The 19,079-nt window shown below is 40.6% G+C and carries 16 protein-coding genes; 2 read left to right on the top strand and 14 right to left on the bottom strand.

What is annotated here, in order from left to right; genetic code table 11:
• Positions 1 to 54: 54 nt before the first annotated feature.
• The 7 genes from ACL8WY_RS05365 to ACL8WY_RS05335 all read right to left on the bottom strand — a co-directional run bounded on the left by ACL8WY_RS05365 (position 55) and on the right by ACL8WY_RS05335 (position 7,592).
• Positions 55 to 867 carry an enoyl-ACP reductase FabI gene (locus ACL8WY_RS05365; protein ID WP_436517399.1) on the bottom strand — a complete coding sequence of 271 codons (813 nt, stop codon included), beginning with the start codon at positions 865 to 867 and terminating at the stop codon, positions 55 to 57.
• Positions 868 to 983: 116 nt separating this feature from the next.
• Positions 984 to 2,636 (bottom strand): DNA repair protein RecN, encoded by a 1,653-nt coding sequence (gene recN / locus ACL8WY_RS05360; protein ID WP_436517398.1) that lies wholly within the window; start codon positions 2,634 to 2,636, stop codon positions 984 to 986.
• 26 nt (positions 2,637 to 2,662) lie between these two features.
• Positions 2,663 to 3,550 (bottom strand): DUF4835 family protein, encoded by an 888-nt coding sequence (locus ACL8WY_RS05355; RefSeq protein ID WP_436517397.1) that lies wholly within the window; start codon positions 3,548 to 3,550, stop codon positions 2,663 to 2,665.
• The gene (gene coaBC, locus ACL8WY_RS05350; RefSeq protein WP_436517396.1) at positions 3,547 to 4,737 is read right to left on the bottom strand and encodes a bifunctional phosphopantothenoylcysteine decarboxylase/phosphopantothenate--cysteine ligase CoaBC; all 1,191 of its coding nucleotides are present in this window, start codon (positions 4,735 to 4,737) and stop codon (positions 3,547 to 3,549) included. The genes ACL8WY_RS05355 and coaBC overlap by 4 nt, the downstream gene beginning before the upstream one ends.
• Positions 4,738 to 4,747: 10 nt before the next feature.
• On the bottom strand, positions 4,748 to 5,080 hold the full coding sequence (locus tag ACL8WY_RS05345; RefSeq protein WP_436517395.1) for a DNA-directed RNA polymerase subunit omega: 333 nt from the start codon (positions 5,078 to 5,080) through the stop codon (positions 4,748 to 4,750).
• Positions 5,081 to 5,090: 10 nt separating this feature from the next.
• On the bottom strand, positions 5,091 to 5,897 hold the full coding sequence (locus ACL8WY_RS05340; protein WP_436517394.1) for an outer membrane protein assembly factor BamD: 807 nt from the start codon (positions 5,895 to 5,897) through the stop codon (positions 5,091 to 5,093).
• 60 nt (positions 5,898 to 5,957) lie between these two features.
• A complete protein-coding gene (locus tag ACL8WY_RS05335; protein WP_436517393.1) occupies positions 5,958 to 7,592 on the bottom strand; it encodes an OstA-like protein in 1,635 nt (544 codons plus the stop codon).
• 24 nt (positions 7,593 to 7,616) lie between these two features.
• Between ACL8WY_RS05335 and tilS the strand changes: the two genes are divergently transcribed.
• The gene (gene tilS / locus ACL8WY_RS05330) at positions 7,617 to 8,924 is read left to right on the top strand and encodes a tRNA lysidine(34) synthetase TilS (protein WP_436517392.1); all 1,308 of its coding nucleotides are present in this window, start codon (positions 7,617 to 7,619) and stop codon (positions 8,922 to 8,924) included.
• 30 nt (positions 8,925 to 8,954) lie between these two features.
• Positions 8,955 to 10,166 (top strand): ABC transporter permease, encoded by a 1,212-nt coding sequence (locus tag ACL8WY_RS05325; protein WP_436517391.1) that lies wholly within the window; start codon positions 8,955 to 8,957, stop codon positions 10,164 to 10,166.
• Here the strand turns inward: ACL8WY_RS05325 and ACL8WY_RS05320 are convergent, their stop codons facing one another.
• The 7 genes from ACL8WY_RS05320 to ACL8WY_RS05290 all read right to left on the bottom strand — a co-directional run bounded on the left by ACL8WY_RS05320 (position 10,167) and on the right by ACL8WY_RS05290 (position 19,060).
• Entirely contained in the window at positions 10,167 to 12,020 is a 1,854-nt protein-coding gene (locus ACL8WY_RS05320; protein WP_436517390.1) for a cation:proton antiporter domain-containing protein, read from the bottom strand. It abuts the gene before it with no gap.
• Positions 12,021 to 12,114: 94 nt separating this feature from the next.
• Positions 12,115 to 13,830, bottom strand: coding sequence for a tetratricopeptide repeat-containing sensor histidine kinase (locus ACL8WY_RS05315; RefSeq protein WP_436517389.1), 1,716 nt, complete (start codon positions 13,828 to 13,830; stop codon positions 12,115 to 12,117).
• 5 nt (positions 13,831 to 13,835) lie between these two features.
• The gene (locus ACL8WY_RS05310; RefSeq protein WP_436517388.1) at positions 13,836 to 15,554 is read right to left on the bottom strand and encodes an OmpL47-type beta-barrel domain-containing protein; all 1,719 of its coding nucleotides are present in this window, start codon (positions 15,552 to 15,554) and stop codon (positions 13,836 to 13,838) included.
• Positions 15,555 to 15,686: 132 nt separating this feature from the next.
• The gene (locus tag ACL8WY_RS05305) at positions 15,687 to 15,881 is read right to left on the bottom strand and encodes a YwbE family protein (RefSeq protein ID WP_436517387.1); all 195 of its coding nucleotides are present in this window, start codon (positions 15,879 to 15,881) and stop codon (positions 15,687 to 15,689) included.
• Positions 15,881 to 16,120, bottom strand: coding sequence for a CBU_0592 family membrane protein (locus ACL8WY_RS05300; protein WP_436517386.1), 240 nt, complete (start codon positions 16,118 to 16,120; stop codon positions 15,881 to 15,883). The genes ACL8WY_RS05305 and ACL8WY_RS05300 overlap by 1 nt, the downstream gene beginning before the upstream one ends.
• Positions 16,121 to 16,167: 47 nt before the next feature.
• Positions 16,168 to 18,738, bottom strand: a complete 2,571-nt coding sequence (locus ACL8WY_RS05295; RefSeq protein ID WP_436517385.1) for an ABC transporter permease — start codon at positions 18,736 to 18,738, stop codon at positions 16,168 to 16,170.
• On the bottom strand, positions 18,731 to 19,060 hold the full coding sequence (locus ACL8WY_RS05290) for a PadR family transcriptional regulator (RefSeq protein WP_436517384.1): 330 nt from the start codon (positions 19,058 to 19,060) through the stop codon (positions 18,731 to 18,733). Before ACL8WY_RS05290 ends, ACL8WY_RS05295 begins: the two co-directional genes overlap by 8 nt.
• Between the last annotated feature and the right edge of the window lie 19 nt (positions 19,061 to 19,079).

Genomic DNA, 19,079 nt, shown 5'->3' with positions numbered 1-19,079 from the left:
TATCTCCGTTGTTGATAGATCCTTCACTGCGTTCAGGATGACAGTTAAAAACTGTCACTTACTTAGCTCTTCCACCATTGCATCGGTAATGCCTGAGGTAGAGAATCCACCATCGTGCATTAGGTTTTGCATGGTCACCATTCTGGTGAGATCTGAGAACATGGAGATACAGTAGTCTGCACAGCTTTCAGCGTCAGCGTTTCCAAGCGGAGACATTTTATCCGCATAGTTAAAGAATACATCAAAGCCTGGTACGCCTGAACCGGCTGTGGTCATAGTCGGTGATTGTGAAATGGTGTTCACACGTACCTTCTTGCTTACACCGAATCGGTAGCCATAGCTTCTTGCAATGGATTCGAGCAGTGCTTTGGCTTGTGCCATGTCTGCATAATCAGGGAATGTTCTTTGAGCGGCGATATAGGAAAGTCCAAGGATTGAACCCCACTCGTTCATGGCATCCAGTTTTTCGGCTGTCTGCATCATCTTATGAAATGATAGAGCGGAAACATCCAATGTTTTTTGGAACCAGTCGTAGTTTAAATCTCCGTAATCTTTTCCTTTCCGAACATTCGGACTCATGCCGATTGAGTGAAGTACAAAGTCGATCTTGCCACCAAGTGCTTCCTGAGACTTTGTAAATAGATTTTCTAGATCTTCCATGGAAGTAGCATCGGCAGGAATGATCTCTGCGTTGCATTGCTCGCCTAGTTTATTGATCTCACCCATTCGCATAGCGATAGGAGCATTTGTCAAGGTGAATGTGGCTCCTTGCTCGTGAGCTTTCTCAGCTACTTTCCACGCGATGGAATTTTGATCCAAAGCGCCAGAAATGATTCCTCTTTTTCCTTTCAGTAGATTATGTGACATAGTTTTTTGATTATTCTTAATTGATAGTCATTCTGAACTTCATTCAGAATTCAAATATATCTTAGTATGAACAGACGCTGAAATAAATTCAGGGTGAGGCCAAAATTAGGATTTGATTAAAGCTGCAACAACTCCTTGGCACTTTCCATGGCAGAAGCGCCCGGGTTTTCACCACCGATCATCTTAGCGATTTCGGTTATTCTGTCTTGATCGGCCAGACGTTTAATGCGGCTGACAGAGCGGTCGGAGCTGTGATCTTTGTAGACATAGTAGTGTGCGTTTCCTCCGGCAGCAAACTGGGGAAGATGGCTGATGCTGATCACTTGGTGATTCCTGGACATTTCTTTCATCATACGGATCATCTGAAGCGCTACTTCGCCCGAAACACCAGTGTCAATTTCATCAAATATGATGGTCGGCATAGCGGTTTTGTCAGCTATGAGGTATTTCACCGCAAAAATCAATCGTGAGAATTCACCACCGGAAGCTACTTCTTTGAGCTCCTGTGGCTTTATTCCTTTGTTGGCACTGAAGTGCATCTCAATCTCATCCAATCCATTTGCTGCAGGCTCTATCTGCTTGATCTTAATCTCAACGGTACCGTTATCGATACCGATTTGATGGATGATTTTTTCAATTTCGTCAGCAAAATTGAGCGCAAAGAGCTTTCTGGATTCAGTGAGCTTTTCGGCATGTTGGAGCATGGCTTTCTCTGTCTTTGCAAGTTCAGCTTTTGCCTTAGCTATGTCGCTATCAAGATTGGCTACCTGACTCAGGCTCTTGTCCAGATCATTGCGAATTTCTATTAACTCAGAGACAGTCAAAACACTGTGTTTTTTTTGTAATCTGAACAATAGATCGATACGATCTTTCAGTTCCTGGATTTTTTCAGGGTCGTGTTCTACCTTGTCTTGTACCCGCTGCATTTCAGCTAAAATGTCTGTCAACTCAATTGAAGTGCTATCCAGCCTGTTGCTTAGTTCCTCAAGTTCCTTCGAAAATGACGAAAGCGTATTAATCAAGGATTTAGACTCTGTCAATTGCTGAAGAATTGCCACCTCAGATTCATCAAGCATATGGGTAATTTGCGAGAGCTTGAGTTTGATGTCTTCTGCATTTTCTAAAACCTCAAGCTCATTTTCCAGTTCTTCCTGGTTTAAATCATCGAGTTGTGCTTCTGAAAGTTCGTTGAGTAAAAACTGTTTGTAGTCTGCGTCCTCTGCACTTTGCGAAGCAAGGGATTCAAGCCTGCTCAGCTCTTTCTTTGCTTGAGAATAGTTTTGAAAGGATCCCTTATAGCTGGAAATCAACTCTGGGTGGGATGCGAATGCGTCGAGTGCATTGAGTTGATAGGTGTTGTTTCCCAATTGGAGTGATTCATGTTGGGAATGAACATCCATCAATTTTTCACCAATCGCCTTAAGTGCTGAAAGATTTGTGGGAGTGTCATTTACAAAAGCGCGAGATTTTCCGGCAGGACTAATCTCACGTCGGATGACGCATTCGGTTTCGTAATCCAGATCTTCTTCTTCAAATATTTTCTTCAGCGTGTAGGAGGAAATATCGAAGGTGCCTTCCACAATACATTTTTGATTTTCATCGAGGAGGACCTTCGTGTCTGCTCTCTTGCCAAGCAATAGGCCAACAGCTCCCAGCATAATGGATTTACCTGCTCCGGTCTCTCCAGTGATAATATTGAGATTTGGAGAAGGAGACATTTCCAACTCCTGAATGAGAGCATAGTTTTTTATCTGGAGCGACTTGATCATATTATGAGTAACAAAGATATCAGAGACTACTCAATCAACGACTTATATTCGTCGGTTCTTGACGGATCAATATTGCTAAGTAAGTTGTAAGCCTGTCTACGTGTAGCCAGGCTTGATTCTGAAAACAATTGCAGGAGTTCGCCAGACTTGGCATCCATAAAACTTATAGTCAAGATAGATCTGGGACGTGCTCTATTTGCTCGCTGTATATCTGAAAGTGCTTCAAGTATCATCTTTTCAGTTTGCTGACGATCTTCTGTAATGATGTCGAGTCCATTTCTGTGGTATTTATATAACGCTTTTCTAATAGGCTCTAGTTGTGGATTTTGTACATTTTCTACTAACCAGTATCGGTTTCTCACGCTGTTGAATTGTTGCCATCCATTATAACTTGTTTGTTGGGCATTGTTGACAATTTTAAATGCATTTTCAAAATGCGGAGTTCCTCCCAGTTCAGAAAATGTATCGTAATCAAAGCCAATGATCATGTAGGCATAATAAGCCAGCATGGAGGTGATATTACTTGTGAAGATATTTTCATTAAACCTGAGTGGTTGCGATTGTACATACTCAAAGTCCCAATCTCGATCTGCAAAATTCATTATTACGGTTTCATATCCGGAACCATAAACAGCACGACTGGAAAGAACCTGAACGGAAGCTTTGAACACGCCCACACTGGGCATATCAGAGATGGTAATTACCAGGTTACAGTTAATTACTTCCTCTTCTTCAAAGGTATCGTTTGTCCATTTGGTCGTGTTTAGGAATTGGGCAAATTCTGTTTCCATCTCAGCAAATACTGCGCGTTCTGTGGTTTGCACTTGTTGAGCATTTACAATTACCCGACAGTTGAGCTCTTGCGCGAAAGAAATACTGGTTAGGAATACGAGAACAAGTCCAAGAGTTTTCATTTGAGATTTTTTATGACATAATCAACAATGTCTTGCGCCACTTCGGTCTTACTTTTCAACTCAAATTTGTGCTCGTTATTGTTCTTATCAAAGAACGTAACCTTGTTGGTGTCTTGCTGAAATCCTGCGCCTTTATCATTGAGTGAGTTCAGCACGATCAGGTCGAAATTTTTCTTTTTTAGTTTCTCTTTTGCGTTGACCTCTTCATGGTTAGTTTCTAAGGCAAACCCGATATGGAATTGTTTTTTCTTCTTTTTGCCAAGTTCTGCGGCAATGTCGGGATTCTTAATCAGGTTGACCTGAAGCGTATTTTCCTTTTTCTTGATTTTGTCTTTGGCTGGATTTTCGGGACGATAATCTGAAACGGCAGCCGAAAAAACCACAATATCAGCTTCTCCATGTAGTTTTTCGGTTTCAGCCAGCATCTCATTGGCGGAGGATACTTTGATCAATTTGCCATGCTGGGGAAAATGTGCAGCGGGACCGGAGACCATGGTTATCGTGGCGCCGACCTTTTGAAATGCTTTGGCGATGGCAGTGCCCATCTTCCCTGAAGAGTGGTTGCCAATAAACCGAACGGGATCAATCGCTTCAAAAGTGGGGCCTGAAGTGATAAGAACGCGCTTGCCTTTTAGGGCTGCTGCATTAATGAACTTTTTTTTTACGAGTTCGAGTAACTCTTCCGGCTCTGCCATTCGACCTTGGCCCGAGAGTCCACTGGCCAATTCACCATCACGAGCCTCTATTACCTCGTTTCCAAAAGTTTGAAGTTTGCGGAGGTTCTCCAAGGTAGTCGGATGTTGGTACATGTCCAGATCCATTGCAGGTGCAACCATAACAGGACATTTGGCAGAAAGGTAAGTAGCCAGCAAGAGGTTATCACAGATGCCGTTGGCCATCTTTCCTAGTGTGTTAGCACTGAGTGGGGCAATAAGCATTAAATCTGCCCACATTCCGAGCTCTACATGATTATGCCATTCTCCGCTGGCTTTGTCAAAGTATTCTGAGTGGACCGGGTTTTTGGAAAGAGTGGCTAAGGTTAGAGGAGTGATAAAGTCCTTTGCGCTTTCGGTCATTATCACCTTTACTTCGGCACCTTCTTTTACCAAAAGGCGCACAAAAAAAGCGGTTTTATAGGCCGCTATCGAACCACAAACCGCTAATAATATTTTTTTACCCGCCAACATGGCGACTAATTTATGCTAAATCCGAACTAGACTCGTCTTCTTCTTCAGGTAATCTGAAATTAAGCTCGCCATTCAAAAACTCTTCAATTGCCGAAGTAGTTGGTTTTGGCATACGCTCATAGAATTTAGAGATTTCAATTTGCTCTCTGTTTTCAAAGATTTCTTCCAAATTATCCACTGAAGAAGCGAATTCAGCAAGCTTAGAATTCAGCTCTTCTTTTTGATTTGCGCTGATTTGTCTTGCTCTCTTAGCGATGATTACCAAAGACTCATACAAATTGCCGGTAGGCTCTAAGATGTCCTGGTTGTCTCTCGTAATAAGTGAGGAAATTATATGCTGCATTTCGTTCTTTTTAATTTGAATCGGCAAATTTAGTTATTTCTTCGATGCAATCACCATAAATCTTCTCTGCATCTTTTAAATATTTGCTGCTTGGATATTTTTCCAGGAAAGAAAGGTAGAAATCCACTGTGTTTTTGTAACGCTCCTCTTGCCTCTTTTCTATACTTGCCTTGGCGTAATCATAAGATGTTTCTATCTCCAGATAGTCTACCTCTTCATTGTAGTCTGAATCTGGAAAATCTTTTGAAAAGTTGTCATATACCACCAAAGCAGCCTTATATCTTCTTAGCTTGTAATAGAGTTTGCATTGTTCGTAGGCTTTTTTCTCAAGTTTTTGCTGCATATCATCAATGATGCGATCAGCCTCCGGAGCATAGTCTGAAGCCGGATATTTATTGATGAACTTTTGCATGGCTGTCACGGCCTCATAAGTCACAGTTTGATCCAGCTGATAATCGGGTGACTGTAAATAGAGTGAGTATGCATGCATATAGGCAGCTTCCATTACATATTCTGACCGACCATATATTCTTACAAACTCATTGAAGTGGTGCGCACTCAGGATGTATTGCTTTTGATAATAATAGCTATACGAAAGGTAAAAATTGCCAAGTTCGGCCTCTTCTGTTCCGCGAATAATTGGAAGAATATCTTCTAAAAGGAGGATGGTTCGGTGATAATCTTCCTTTTCATAATATTCAAGTGCAGCTTCGTACTTCACTTTCCAATCTCCACTTTTTTGAATCTTACGAAACTTGCTACAGCCAGCTACACTCACGGCTATGATAAGTAAGAAAAGTATTCGAATTTCCCTCATAATTTTTTAATAGGTCGGCAAAACTAAGGACTTATACCTTAAACGGAAACAAGGACTCAATCATTCACCCTCGCCTTTAAGGGTTTTTAACGTTTTGAGGTTCTTTTTTGACTTACTTTTTAGATTAATTTCCTGGTCTGGGATCGGTTTTGTTGATTTTTCCGGTAGAGATGGACCAATTATCACATCTGTAAGAAGATCCTTTAGTTCAGGTCTTTTGTCGCCACGCCACTCAAACCCATCTAGTTTTTGTACATCTGGCGTTAATTCATGCGGAGGTATGAATCGAGCTTCAGGTTTTTTGTAGAATGAAATATTATCCAGCTTTTCATTTTTAAACCTAATGGTCATATCACTGCAGAGGATTCGATTCATCCCGAGTGTGAAAATATTGTTCGGGTCGTTTTCGTCAAGTACATAGTAAATACTTTCGCCATTACCATTAACATAGATTCGGTCGATTTTTGAAGCTTCAAAAATCGCATTCATTGTCCGACCCTTTATTTGATTATAGTTCTGTATGGTATCCTCAGTTGTCAAAAATGCTCGTTGAAGCAGAGACATATTTTTTATCTCTTTTTCAGTTACTTCCATAACTATTGTATCGCCTTCCAACTGATTGTTGAGATTCCAGAAAATGGGATCTTCATAAAAGTATAAAAGGGAGTCGTGCAGGTAATAGGATGCAGAATCGGACAGACCTTGAAGATTACTTTTCCAAATCCTTACGTTATGATAGGCAAGAATTCTTTTGGCTGAATCGTACTCACTTTCTATAGAAACCAAAGTGTCTGCAGCAACATACAAGGTGTCTTTTTGCAAGAAACGTCGCATCAACGCATTTCCATACACCTTACTCACACCGTTGTTTTTGTCAGAATATCCATAATCACCGGTGATCACAATGTCTTCATTTTTAGCAGTAAGCTTCACATTGCCTGCAGCATCATAATACTTTCTGAGGTCGTCAAAAAACAGCTCATCGCCTTCCATGTAATAATCAATGGTTTCTACTGTTCCGTCTACAAATTCAGACTGTTCTATGCGTGTTCTAAAGGTTCCTCCTTTGGAATGAAGGATTGATTCATCTTCTGTAATGATGGTGGTTTTTCCTTCTGTGATGGCAATTTTGGGAACCGTGTTGTATCTAAGGGTGTCGGATTTTAAGACATAATCGGGCGCTGTAAGTACCACGTCACTGTAAAACATCGCATACTTCTGAAGTCCATAATAGTAGCCAGATTGGCTGGTAAGGACGTTTACTGAGTCTTTCAATTTTCCGCCATTAAAATATTGACCCACTTCCGTATCCATGTGATAGTCCAGGAATTCTGTGGTTAGACGTTGATCGCCTTTGGTATACACCACATTTTCTCTGAGTTTTGATGTGCGGTCCTGACCATTATAAATCAGCTTTTTTGAAGTAATCGTCACAGAGTCGTCCACAATTTTCACCCGACCGAACGCTTCCATCACATTGTCTTTCACGTAGTAATAAGAGCTGTCACAGTACATAGTTGATGTTTCTTGTACAAAAACCACATTACCGATTAGTCGGCGAATTTTTTCTCCATTTTTCCGAAATTCAAATAAATCATCAGCTTTGTATTTTATTCGATCTATTTTTTGAGCCTGGGCGCTCATTGTCGTGAATAGAATAATGAAAACAAAAATGGTTTGGATTAACTTCCGCATTTCGCAAAATTAACTGATCAAGTCGTGCAATCTTTACAAAAACAGTTCCATGATTTCATTCTAACGAATGATTTGGTAAAGAAAGGCGAAAAAGTGCTGTTGGCAGTGAGCGGAGGTTTGGATTCGATGGTCATGGCTCACCTCTTTTTGAAGGAAAAAATACCGATCGCTATTGCACATTGCAATTATGGATTGAGAGGTGATGAGTCTGATGGTGATGAGGCATTTGTTATGGATTGGGCGGATAAGCAAGATATAAGCTGTCATGCCAAAGCCATTGAAATTACTGGCTCAGTTCAATTGGAAGCAAGAAATGCCAGGTATGAATGGTTTACTGAGCTGGCCTTAGAACACAACTATGATAAAGTGGCTACCGCGCATCATTTGAGTGATTCTCTGGAAACGATCTTAATTAATCTCACGCGTGGAACGGGAATTAAAGGAATGTCTGGAATTTCTGTTAAAAATGAGAATGTAATCAGGCCGCTATTGTTTGCAGACAAGCAAAGGCTCCATGATTTTGCCATGCAACAAGATCTGGAATGGCGCGAGGACTCGAGCAACTCAAAAACAGATTATGATCGGAATTTAATCAGGCACGATGTTGTGCCGGAGTTGCTAAAACTCAATCCTTCCTTATTTAAAACTTTTGGTTTGACCACTGAGCGATTGAGTTATGCTTCAGAGATTGTCGATATGCGGACGGAGGAAATCAGAAAGACATTTTTGGCAAAACGAAGTAATGGATTTCAATTAGATCTAAGTTGGTTAAGTAATTCTTCTGATGAACTAGTGTTAGCTGAGTTACTTACACCTTTTGGTGTAAACTATACAACAGCAAAAGAGATATACGATGCATTTGGAAAATCTGGAAGAAGCTTTCCTGTACATGATTGGCTGATTACAATGGATCGAAGTACACTCTTCATTGATAAGGATGAGAGCAAAAAAGTAGAGGTTTGGATCGATTCTCCGGGTGAGTATGAGATAGGAAATGAAAAAATGCTAGTTGAGCAGGTAGGGAAAGAAGATGTGGTATTTGGAGCATCACACATCGCTTATTTTGATATCAGGAAACTTAAGTTTCCCTTGTTGGTTCGGTCATGGCATAAGGGAGATAGGTTTCAGCCATTTGGGATGACGGGTGAAAAGAAGATAAGCGATTACCTTATCGATGAAAAAGTGCCACTTGCAATTAAAAAGGAAGTCCTTGTTTTGGAGTGTAAGGATCACATTGCGTGGCTTATCGATATGCGTGTATCTGACGCTTTTAAGGTCACAGATGACTCAGCACAAATAATTAAAATTACATTCTTGAAGCCCAAGGCGTAACATTTTTAGTTTTATTATCATCGTGACTATATGCTAAACATTATCCACACCTTTAAAACAGCATTTCATAATGCTCGGAGTAACCTTTTTCACACACTCCTATCTGTTTTAGGAATGGTCATTGGGGTTGGGGCTCTTGTAGCCATTTTATCCCTGATCGATGGAATGGAAAAGTATGCGCAAGAGCAAATTTCTAAGACTACTTCTTTAGAGAGCGTGATGGTGTCTACGATCACCACCAAACGAGTGGATAATATTAATGTCCGAAAGTCAGAGTATGAGTATTTTGACTATTCTGTTTTCAAAGAAATGATGAAAGAGCTGCCAAATGCGGAGGGTTACCTGAGGTATCAAGAATCTGGATTTATTCAGCTGAATGACACGATCGAAAGAGGCGTCCTACTAACAGGTATTTTAGATAAATGGAACGATCGCTTGAGGCAGGTTGCAGGCAGATTTATTTCATCGGATGACTTGGATCAGCAGCTGCCTAATGTGGTAATTTCGCAAGAGCTCGCTCTGGCAATGGCCTTGGATACGACCAATGAATCTTCACTTGGTAAGATTGCATTTAAAGGAACAGAATACACCATTGTGGGTATTATTGATGCCCCTTCAGAAAATCTGGAGATTTTTTGTCCGATTTCACTGATTACGGATAAGAAGCTTGAAGCTAAACCTCCAAGCGCAATCCTAATAGCTTCGAGTGTAGAGAAAGTGCCTGAAGTCGAAAAACAGGTGAAGGACTTTTTGAAGGACAAGTTTGGGGATGAGTCAGAAGACTTTAGAGTAGTAACTAATGGATTTCGGGTAGAGCAAGCCAATCAGGGCTTTCTGGTTTTCAGGATTATAATGGGACTCATAGTTGGTATTTCTGTCTTGGTTGGTGGTATCGGAGTAATGAATGTATTGCTGATCTCCGTGACCGAGCGTACGGCTGAGATTGGGGTGAGAAAGGCTGTTGGAGCCAAGCGGAAGGATATAGTCATCCAGTTTCTTTCAGAATCATTAAGCATCAGCTTCATCGGTAGCTTCCTGGGATTAATTCTGGGAGTGTTATTTACATTGGTCGCTGTACCAATCGTGAAATACTTGACAAAAATGCCTTTCGAGGCGGCTTACACGCTGGACACACTCTTAGTCATTATGACTGTTTCCATCTTGGTCGGAATCGTTTTTGGTACGTACCCGGCGATGAAAGCATCTAAGCTAGATCCGGTGGAAGCCATTCGTAGAGAATAATCAGCTCTCCAATAGATTTCTAAAATCTGCGAGTGCGGTGGTGTTTCCGATAACTGTTATCACGTCACCAATAAGCAAGTGAGTGTCTCCATGAGGTATAAAAATTTCGTCTTTCCTGCGCTGAATTACTAATGATCCGGAAGGAGGGAATGCCACTTCTTTCACCAATTTGCGATGAATCTCCTTATTGGTAATTTGAATTTCTTCTACCCGATACATGCCAAAGCTTTCCTGTAAGGTGCCTACAGAATTAGGACGTGTGACCATATCTTCAATATGACTTGCCAATACTTCATCATGGTCGACGATTTTAAGTTCTCCATGTGGATCAATCAAATCATGAGAAGCTGCCTGCTTGCGTGTAATAATCTTTGTGTGACTGAGGTCATTTTTGATGAATTTGGTGATTTCCAAATTGAGTACTCTGGATTCCATTAGCACAATGACCAAATCGGTAGGTCGGATTTTCAGGGTATTTAAAAACTGTGAATCTATACTTTCTACGTCCACATGTTTAATGCCTTTTCTGTCAAACTCGTGAACGATATTCTTATTTTGGAGGTAGGTGATGGATGACGAATCATGCATATTGAGCCGCTCCGCTAGAAACAAACTTGCTCGACTTCCACCAAAAATGTAAATGCCATGATGCTCGTCTCTTTCATTGCTAAATAATTGATAGATAAAAGGGGAGATCAGGCTCACAAGAATTGATGAAGCTACGATTCCTGCATTGTCTGCTGTGGTAATCACTCCAAGGGATAATCCTACTTGCGCGGTGGCAATGGTCAATCCCATTCTTGCTGTATTCAAAACACCTCCGGCAATGGCTCTTTTTATTCCAAATATCCGGATCATGATTAGTGAAGGAATAATTTGAATAAAGAAGAAGCTAAAAACCAAAGTGAGAATCAATGGAATAGATTCCTGAAAGTTGCTTAATGCTGAGAGGTCGAGGTTTACACCTACCATGATAAAGAAGATCGGGATAAAGAATCCATAGCTCATACCATCTAGCTTAAACAAGAGTGCAGATCGTTCTTTGCTCACGAACATGCTGAGCAGTGCTCCGGCAAAAAATGCACCCATCACATATTCAGTATCTATAAGGTGCGCTACGACGACAAATAGCAGTAAAAGCACAACAGCTCCTCGTACTCTTATCTGACTTGCCGCATGCTCCAATGTGTAAAGTAGCTTTTGAAAAATCCTCACCTTTAAAAGCTTTTTTCCAAGTATATAGGTCACTATGAAAACCAGAAAAATCACTGAAAAGAGTAGTAGTTCAACTTCAAATCCATTCTTCAATACACCAGAGTAGACTGAGATTAGGATAATACTCATTACTGTGGCTATTGCTCCTTGCATTAGCAGAACCTGACCAAAACGACGTGTTAACTCTCCTTCGGCTTTAAGAATCGGAACAGTGATGCTTACTGCCACCGTTGGCAAGATGAGTGTATAAAAGACAATGTCAATCTCAATGAATTGGTTGATTAGCCATGAAACCGGAAGTGATAGAATAAGTGATCCAAAGTAGATGATAATAGCCATGATAAGCGTATTGCTCACCATGTCAAACATGCGAAACTTTCTGGGAAATGAAGTGATAATCTTATTGATATCAATTTCAAGTCCAGCTAGAAATATTAGAATGAGGAAGCCTGTTTGAGCAAGAAAATCCATATAGGGAGTTTCTTCCATTAAATCCAAGGCATAAGGACCAATCAGGACACCTAACACAATTTTGACCACTACCGCAGGAACTTTGGATATCTCCAGCCATGATAGGATCAGTGGCACTAGCCAGGCAATAACAAAAATGATGAATAAAGGTCCGTAGTTTATATCCATAGCTGAGTAGTAGACAATGAAGTCGAACCTCCAAAATAGGTAAAATAAGGGAAGGGGTTATCTGTCTTGAGATAACTTCATGAAGTGATAGAGATTAATTGTCCCAATGTGGCAATTTCATGTAGAAAGTGGTGCCTTTACCAAGTTCGCTTTCACATCGAATTTCTCCTTTCATAGCCTCTATGTACTTCTGCGAAATTGTCAGACCTAAACCTGTAGATTCTAAATCGCCATTCTTCAGTGGCCTGAAAGTTTCGAATAAGTAGGTCAGATCTTCTTTATCCATACCTGGTCCTTCATCCTTTACAAAGATTTCAAAAGATCCGTTGCTTCTATTGGCTCCTAAATAGATAGTGGACTTCTCAGGCGAATATTTCACGGCATTATACAAGACATTCTCAATTGCCTGGGTAAGGTATATTTTATCTCCACGGATAAATGAATCTTCCGGAATCTGAGAGGTATCGAAAGATATGTGCTTTTCTGAAGCGGTCAAGCTTTGCGATTCTACATTATCCTCAAGCACATCTTTGATTAGGAGTTTTTCTTCAACCACGTTTAGTTTCCTACTTTCGATGGCCCCAGCATCCAGGATTTTATGAACCATATCCCGATATCCTTTGGATGATTTTTTAAGTACACTTACCAGATGATTGAAATCTTCCGGCAGTTTATCTTCATACTGCTCCAAGATCTGGGATAATGAACTGAGGTCGTTGATGGGCTTTTTTAGATCGTGTGCCACCATGCTCATCATCAGATTTTTCTCTTTGTTTACTGCAGAGAGTTCATCATTTTTAATGGTGAGGTAGCTTCCTTGTTTTTGAATCTCCTCCTTTTGTTGACTGATCTTTTGGTTCTGCTCGGCAAGAAGGATGTTTTTCTTCTTCTTTTGTCTGTACTGAATGTAGAGCAAAATAAGGAACGTAAGCGTCAGACCAATTATGATGATGAGACCGAAACGAAGCAGTCGTTCTTTTTCAAGTTGTGTTTGTTGTTCTCTAAGTGTGACCTCATTCAATTTAAGCTGAAGCCTTTGTCTTTCTGCAATTTCATTTGCGCGTTGCAAAGAGTCCTGAGCAGCCTGTAATTTGAAATTACTGTTTACAAGTTCTCGATCAGTTTTGGCTTTTTCTGTAGCTATTTGAGCGACTTTCTGTTGTGATTCGGATTGTATTTTTTTGGCTTGCTCATCACGCAGGAATTTATCTACTGTAGAATACAAGTCGAAATATTCAATAGATTTTTCAGATTCTCCCATGGCTTGATAGCATTCGTACAGAATGCCATAGCATCGCTTGGTCATATTTATATCTTCAAGTTCTTGCGCAAAATCCAGCGCCTCCAGCGCCAGCTCGGTAGCTTCCTTGTTCCTACCCAAACTTTGGCTGACGGATGCAGCGTTAATGAGGCCGGAAAGTATAAAATTCTTTTGCTTTAGTTCTTTAGCAAGTGAGATGCCTTGGTTAAAAGCTTCTAGTGCTTCTTCATATTGTTCATTGTCTATTCGAACAAGACCAAGATTAAAGTATGCACTCTTAATGCCATTCTTGTTTCCTACTTGCTGATTATGTTCGATGGATTGTTCAAAGAATGAAATGGCTTGGTCAAACTTTCTGTTGTTCCAATAGATGTATGCAATTTTCCCGCAAACACCGGCAGCATTATCATATTTAGCTTCATCAAGCGCTTTTTGAAGCGCCTGCTCGTAGTGAACTACCTGATCGGAAGCTTCGCTACTCAAATCTTGTGCAATAGTATATGTGACGATGCAAAAGAAAATAAGACATAAATAGGCTGCTCTTTTCATACTCATCATTCGATATAGAATGCTATTTCTTCCTGGTTTTCGTTTCCAAGCTTATCCAAAACTGATACATTGATTCGATAAAGCTTGTTTTTTTTGAAATTCTCGATCAAACTACGGTAAGCCAGCATACTTCCATCATTTATCTGATAGCTGATCTTGTCAAGTCCAGCGCCTTTGTCTGTAGATGAAAGGAATAGCACCACATGTGGTGGATATACATTTACAGTTTCTCCTTCGATGACCTTCGTTTTATTGCTGTTGATGCTGAATCTATTATACACTTCAGGTCCATCATTGTCCACCATGCAAATCATGCTTTCTGTGCTTGAGTTGGCCAGGTTGTCATAGCCATTATAAGTGATGGTGTGAAAACCTCCGGACTCTATGCTAAAAGGCTCCGTATAGGTGCTCGAAGCACCATTATCAATTTGATAATCAATTTCTTTAAATCCTGAGTCGTCATCTGAGCCTCTTAAGCTGACTGTAGTTTCTTTTGAGATGTAAATCGTGTCTTTGACCGTAAATGAAGGCCCCGCTACCGAATGTCTGAGTTTTGGACCGGCCAGGTCTACATAGCTTAGCAGATTGTTTTTATCAGAGAATTCCGCAGTTCGCACTCGGTTATTCACCTTGTCCATGACCAATACCTCAATGTTAAGGTTACCTGCCTCAGACAAGTAGAAAGGGCTTTCGTATAGTTTAAACTCTCCACCGTTAACAGAATATCGGATCTCTTTGACACCAGCTTTGTTGTCCATTGCTACAAGCTTAAGCTTTGTTCTTCCTGAATAGTATTCTTTGCCATTGGCAATAAATGTATTCCCGATGATTTCGTCAATGACTCTAGGAGCAGACTTATCTAAAAAGAAATTATAGGATTTCTTTTCCTCGTTGTTGTCTACATCATCTACTGCAAAATAGGTCACTGTATGTTCTCCTTCGCTGAGATTGGTGATTTCGATTGGCTTTGAATATATGTATGTCTTACCATCATCAATGGTATAAAATACCTTGCTGCTAGTTGAAGAATTGTCTTTAGCTTCTAAAACAATTGTTGATCGAATAGATAGGACATCTTCAGATTTATCACCTTCTATGTTGAGTGCGCTAACAGGTGCTGAGTTGTCAACCAATAGGTTCACAGTTGAAATTTCTTCGGCGTTGCCCACATTGTCTACCGAGTAGTATGCTACAGCACTTGGCTTTTCTTCATTGAAAGCAAGCGGGCTGGTGTATTTTTCAAACGGTCCATTATCAATTGAATAGTAGATTGCTTCAATGCCTGAAGTCTCGTCACTTGCGGAAAGGCTCACTTTGCCACTTTTCATTACAATTTGTTCTCCGACTTTGGCCAGCTTCTCAGAATCAAAGTCTATTGCAGTTCTAGGTGGTTTGCTGTCAGCATAAAGTTCAAATACAACCTCAGCTTTTGGATAAACCACTTTTTTTGTCTCAGGATCTACCTGCCATGGAGATCGGATGGTATTATAACCTTCTGAATCCAGATACATTGGGCTGCTGTAAGCAGGATTTTTGCCATCCAGAAGTTCGCGATCACTGCCATCAGGCGTTGAGGAAACGCTTAAGTACACTGGCAAATCTTTATTGACAAATACTTTTCCTTCCTCGTCTTTAAATATTTTTTTCTTGTGTTTAGGATCTTGGGCTAGCAGTTCGAGTGAAAGTAAAGCCAGTATTGATAAAGTCAGGACTCTGATACTCATAGTAAAATTGGTTATTTAGTGGTAATCTGTGCACTAATATATACCCTGAACTGGCCTGAGGTTTTTTTTATAAGACAGACTGGAATGCCACATCGACTAACAAGCAAATAAAACGACCAATAGATTTTTGATCTACTCCAAAATCTGCTTAACTCTCCCTACAATTCCGTCTTCTAGCATTACTTTAATGCCATGTGGATGAGTGGGTGATTTGGTCAATATTCTTTTAACCACACCCTCTGTGAGTTCACCAGATTGCTGGTGATGTTTCTGCACAACTGCTACCTCGGCACCTACCTGTATGTCACTTCTATTCGTACCGTCCATTAGGCTTTCATTCTAATTTGCACAAGTTTAAATACTGAAAATACAACCCAGACAAAGTTGACTGCTACGAATGGGAAGGCTCCATTCATGTATGCGTTGTAAAGTAGCAGTAGAGATCCAATTAAATTAAGCAAAAGATAAGTGATAGAATCGGCGTGTATTTTTTGGAACAGGTTAAGGGCAAATCCCACAAGTAAACTGCCTGCTCCGAGCCATCCAATAAGTTCTAATGTTGACATAGTCAGATTTTGAATAGCGAAAGTAGACTGCTTTTTTGAAATTGTCCTTACTCGTCCTTCAAGTATTGCACAGGGTTGGTTCTTACTACTTTGAAAACTTGAGAAATGATGGCAATTAAAGCGATTGTAATCGTGATTACAATCGTGATCATAATGATGTCGGCACCAAAGTCTACGTGATATGGATAGTTTTCTAGCCATTTATTGATCAGTAGATTCCCAATTATCAAACCACCGGTCAATCCTGCAGCGATAATAATTAGAAACCTTTTAGTGAAAACTCTGTACAAGTTTCCGGGCGTGGCGCCAAGCACCTTTCGAATACTGATCTCTTTCAGTCGCTGGTTGAGCTGAAGGCCTACAATTCCGAGCAGTCCCATGGCAGCTAAAAATATAGAGACGAAACAACCGGTGGCTAGCAACTGCATCATGCGCTTTTCCTGCCTGTATGCGTTCAGATATACTTCTTCCAGGAAGCTAAACTCGAACGGGAACGGGTCGAAATGCTTGGCCCAAACCGCATCAAATTTTTCCTGATTAAAAATGGTTCCTTCACTGAACTTCAGATAGACGGATTGCAACGGATATGCCGGAGCTTTATATATCACAAGTGGATCTATGACATTTTTGGCTGACTCAAAATGATAATTCTCAACTATACCAATAATTTTTGGATTGATTAAATCACCGTATTCGAAAGGGACGATTTCTCCAATGGGATTTTCAAGGCCCATTTTTGAAACAAATGCTTCGTTGACCAAAATAGCCTGAGTCTCGTCTGAGCCAATTTTCGGATCAAAATTTCTGCCTTGCACAATATTGATATCCAATAGATTCATTAAGTCGTTGTGAATACGTAAGTGGCGAACGTCAAATTGATTTTCACCCTTCATGCGTGTGCCATTATAACTGGAGATGGCAGCCACACTGGCCACTTCAGGCATCTGCGAGAGTTCATGCACAAAGGGAGTTATTTGGCTTTCGTCCGCCTGGATATAGTCCATGTAAATCACGTTCTCGTAATCAACCTTTGTGTCGAACGAGGTTAAATATTTGATCTGATCATTCATGGTGAGCATTCCGGCGACTAAAACCGTAGCGATGATAAATTGCAGTCCAAGCAATGATTGTGTTATCCATTTGCCAGACTTGATTTTCTGTTCGCCTTTTAGGCTCTTGATGATTTTGAATCGTGATAGAACCGATGCTGGGTACACACCACTAACGAACGCAACTCCAACTAGAATTCCGATTGCACCTAAGATAAAGTTCCAATCAGCTAAATAGGAGAGGCTGTAATTCTTATTTACAAATGAAGAAAAACCCGGAAGCAGGAAAGTCATAAGGAGGAGTGCCAGACCACCCGAGAGGAGGGAAGAAATAAAAGATTCTGTAATCAGCTGGCTGAAAATGCCTCTTTTTTCTGCTCCAATAACTTTTCTCAGAGCCACTTCTCTGGCTCGATTGATATATAGCGAGATGTTAAAATTGGAATAGTTGATCATGGAAATAATGAGGCAGAAAAGTCCGATTCCGGCAAAAAGCTTAATCATTGTTGTACTTCCGCCTCGAGATATTCCATTGTAGTGGCCATAGTCATCGTTTAGGTGAATCTCAGCAATAGGCTGAAGTTTTAGTATAACAGATCCGTCCTCACTGTCTGGCTCATTCTCCTGGTGGAGGACATTCATTTTTTGCTCAGCACTTGCTAGTGATGAGGCATCTTTTAGCTTCACCAACGAGTTCATGTTGATATCGAACCAGGTGGTGAGTCTTCTTTCGGGAGCATTTGTGAGGTAGTTGCTGTAAGACATGATGAGATCTCTTCGAACCGATGTGTTTTCAGGAATATCCTGATAGACGCCACGCACAATAAAGTCTTCAAATTCCTCTTCTCTAATCAGCGAAATAATTGAGCCGACAGCCTTTCCTCTCAAGTCTAGTTTGCCTGCGAGGCTTTCAGAAATAATGATATCATTGGGTTGGTCGAAGGTGGAGGCTGTGCCTTCCAGGAATTTAAGATCCAGGATTTTGATCATTTCCAAATCGGCCATGATCAATGATTGGCCAATGGCTTCTTCGCCTTTTCTAATTAGGCCATAATCAGATTTAAATCGTGCGATACTTTCTATCTCGGGGATTTTCTCCTCAAATTGTACAGACATGAAATTGGAGCTTCCTCCTATGTAATGTATGTCATCTCCACGCTGGAAGTCTGACACTATTCGGTAGAGCCGTTCGTGATCTGGCAGATGTTTATCAAAGCTCAATTCATCATTGGCATATAGATAAGCCAACCAGCAGAAAGAAATGCCAAGTGACAGACCAAGGATATTCAGGCTTGAGTAGAGCTTATGCTTCTTGAGAAATCTCCAACCCGTTTTAACATAGTTTTGATACATCATAAGATATTGATTTAGATAGTTGGTAGGTCTTAGTGTTGAAAAGCGAAGCGATCGGATTACCTCGAAAATGAAAAGCAATCTGGCACGTACAAGCCCTCGCTTTTTTGCTCTCCAATAAAAGGCTTCATGCAAATCTCCCTGAATCTCCTCCAGCATGTGAGGGACACAAAGTCTTTGGATGAGCCAATCTGCCCATTTTGGAGGATTAGACATGGACATACTCAAGAGATGGCTTGGTCACTCCATTCCAAAGTCGAGCCTTTACCTCATTGAGCTCACTTACCAGCTTGTACGCCGTTGGTGTAGCCCAATAAATACGTTTTCTTCTACCACCTCTTTCAGCTGTAGGCTCGCCAAATTCTGATTTTACCCAGCCTTTTTTCTCCATTCGTTTTAGCACGACATGAATTGCAGGGATAGAAATGTTTTTGCTCAGTGCATCCTCATATTCTTTAGCAATATCCACACTGTTGATTCTATCATTTCGCAGTAAAATCATCAATACAATTTCTTCTAGTGATCCAATCGATTCCATTAGATTAATAAATGTTTAA

Origin of the sequence: Ekhidna algicida (genome assembly GCF_051379705.1) — a bacterium.
GTDB lineage: Bacteria > Bacteroidota > Bacteroidia > Cytophagales > Cyclobacteriaceae > Ekhidna.
The sequence above is the reverse complement of the archived record's forward strand: the minus strand, read 5'-3'. Positions and strand labels throughout refer to the sequence as shown.

What these genes read in the sequence shown, in the direction of transcription:
- ACL8WY_RS05335 (WP_436517393.1), bottom strand. Translation starts at nt 7,592, where the DNA reads ATGCGGAAGTTAATCCAAACCATTTTTGTTTTCATTATTCTATTCACG.
- ACL8WY_RS05310 (WP_436517388.1), bottom strand. Translation starts at nt 15,554, where the DNA reads ATGAGTATCAGAGTCCTGACTTTATCAATACTGGCTTTACTTTCACTC.
- ACL8WY_RS05345 (WP_436517395.1), bottom strand. Translation starts at nt 5,080, where the DNA reads ATGCAGCATATAATTTCCTCACTTATTACGAGAGACAACCAGGACATC.
- ACL8WY_RS05325 (WP_436517391.1), top strand. Translation starts at nt 8,955, where the DNA reads ATGCTAAACATTATCCACACCTTTAAAACAGCATTTCATAATGCTCGG.
- ACL8WY_RS05340 (WP_436517394.1), bottom strand. Translation starts at nt 5,897, where the DNA reads ATGAGGGAAATTCGAATACTTTTCTTACTTATCATAGCCGTGAGTGTA.
- ACL8WY_RS05295 (WP_436517385.1), bottom strand. Translation starts at nt 18,738, where the DNA reads ATGTCTAATCCTCCAAAATGGGCAGATTGGCTCATCCAAAGACTTTGT.
- ACL8WY_RS05290 (WP_436517384.1), bottom strand. Translation starts at nt 19,060, where the DNA reads ATGGAATCGATTGGATCACTAGAAGAAATTGTATTGATGATTTTACTG.
- ACL8WY_RS05320 (WP_436517390.1), bottom strand. Translation starts at nt 12,020, where the DNA reads ATGGATATAAACTACGGACCTTTATTCATCATTTTTGTTATTGCCTGG.
- coaBC (WP_436517396.1), bottom strand. Translation starts at nt 4,737, where the DNA reads ATGTTGGCGGGTAAAAAAATATTATTAGCGGTTTGTGGTTCGATAGCG.
- recN (WP_436517398.1), bottom strand. Translation starts at nt 2,636, where the DNA reads ATGATCAAGTCGCTCCAGATAAAAAACTATGCTCTCATTCAGGAGTTG.
- ACL8WY_RS05315 (WP_436517389.1), bottom strand. Translation starts at nt 13,830, where the DNA reads ATGAAAAGAGCAGCCTATTTATGTCTTATTTTCTTTTGCATCGTCACA.
- ACL8WY_RS05300 (WP_436517386.1), bottom strand. Translation starts at nt 16,120, where the DNA reads ATGTCAACATTAGAACTTATTGGATGGCTCGGAGCAGGCAGTTTACTT.
- ACL8WY_RS05305 (WP_436517387.1), bottom strand. Translation starts at nt 15,881, where the DNA reads ATGGACGGTACGAATAGAAGTGACATACAGGTAGGTGCCGAGGTAGCA.
- ACL8WY_RS05355 (WP_436517397.1), bottom strand. Translation starts at nt 3,550, where the DNA reads ATGAAAACTCTTGGACTTGTTCTCGTATTCCTAACCAGTATTTCTTTC.
- ACL8WY_RS05365 (WP_436517399.1), bottom strand. Translation starts at nt 867, where the DNA reads ATGTCACATAATCTACTGAAAGGAAAAAGAGGAATCATTTCTGGCGCT.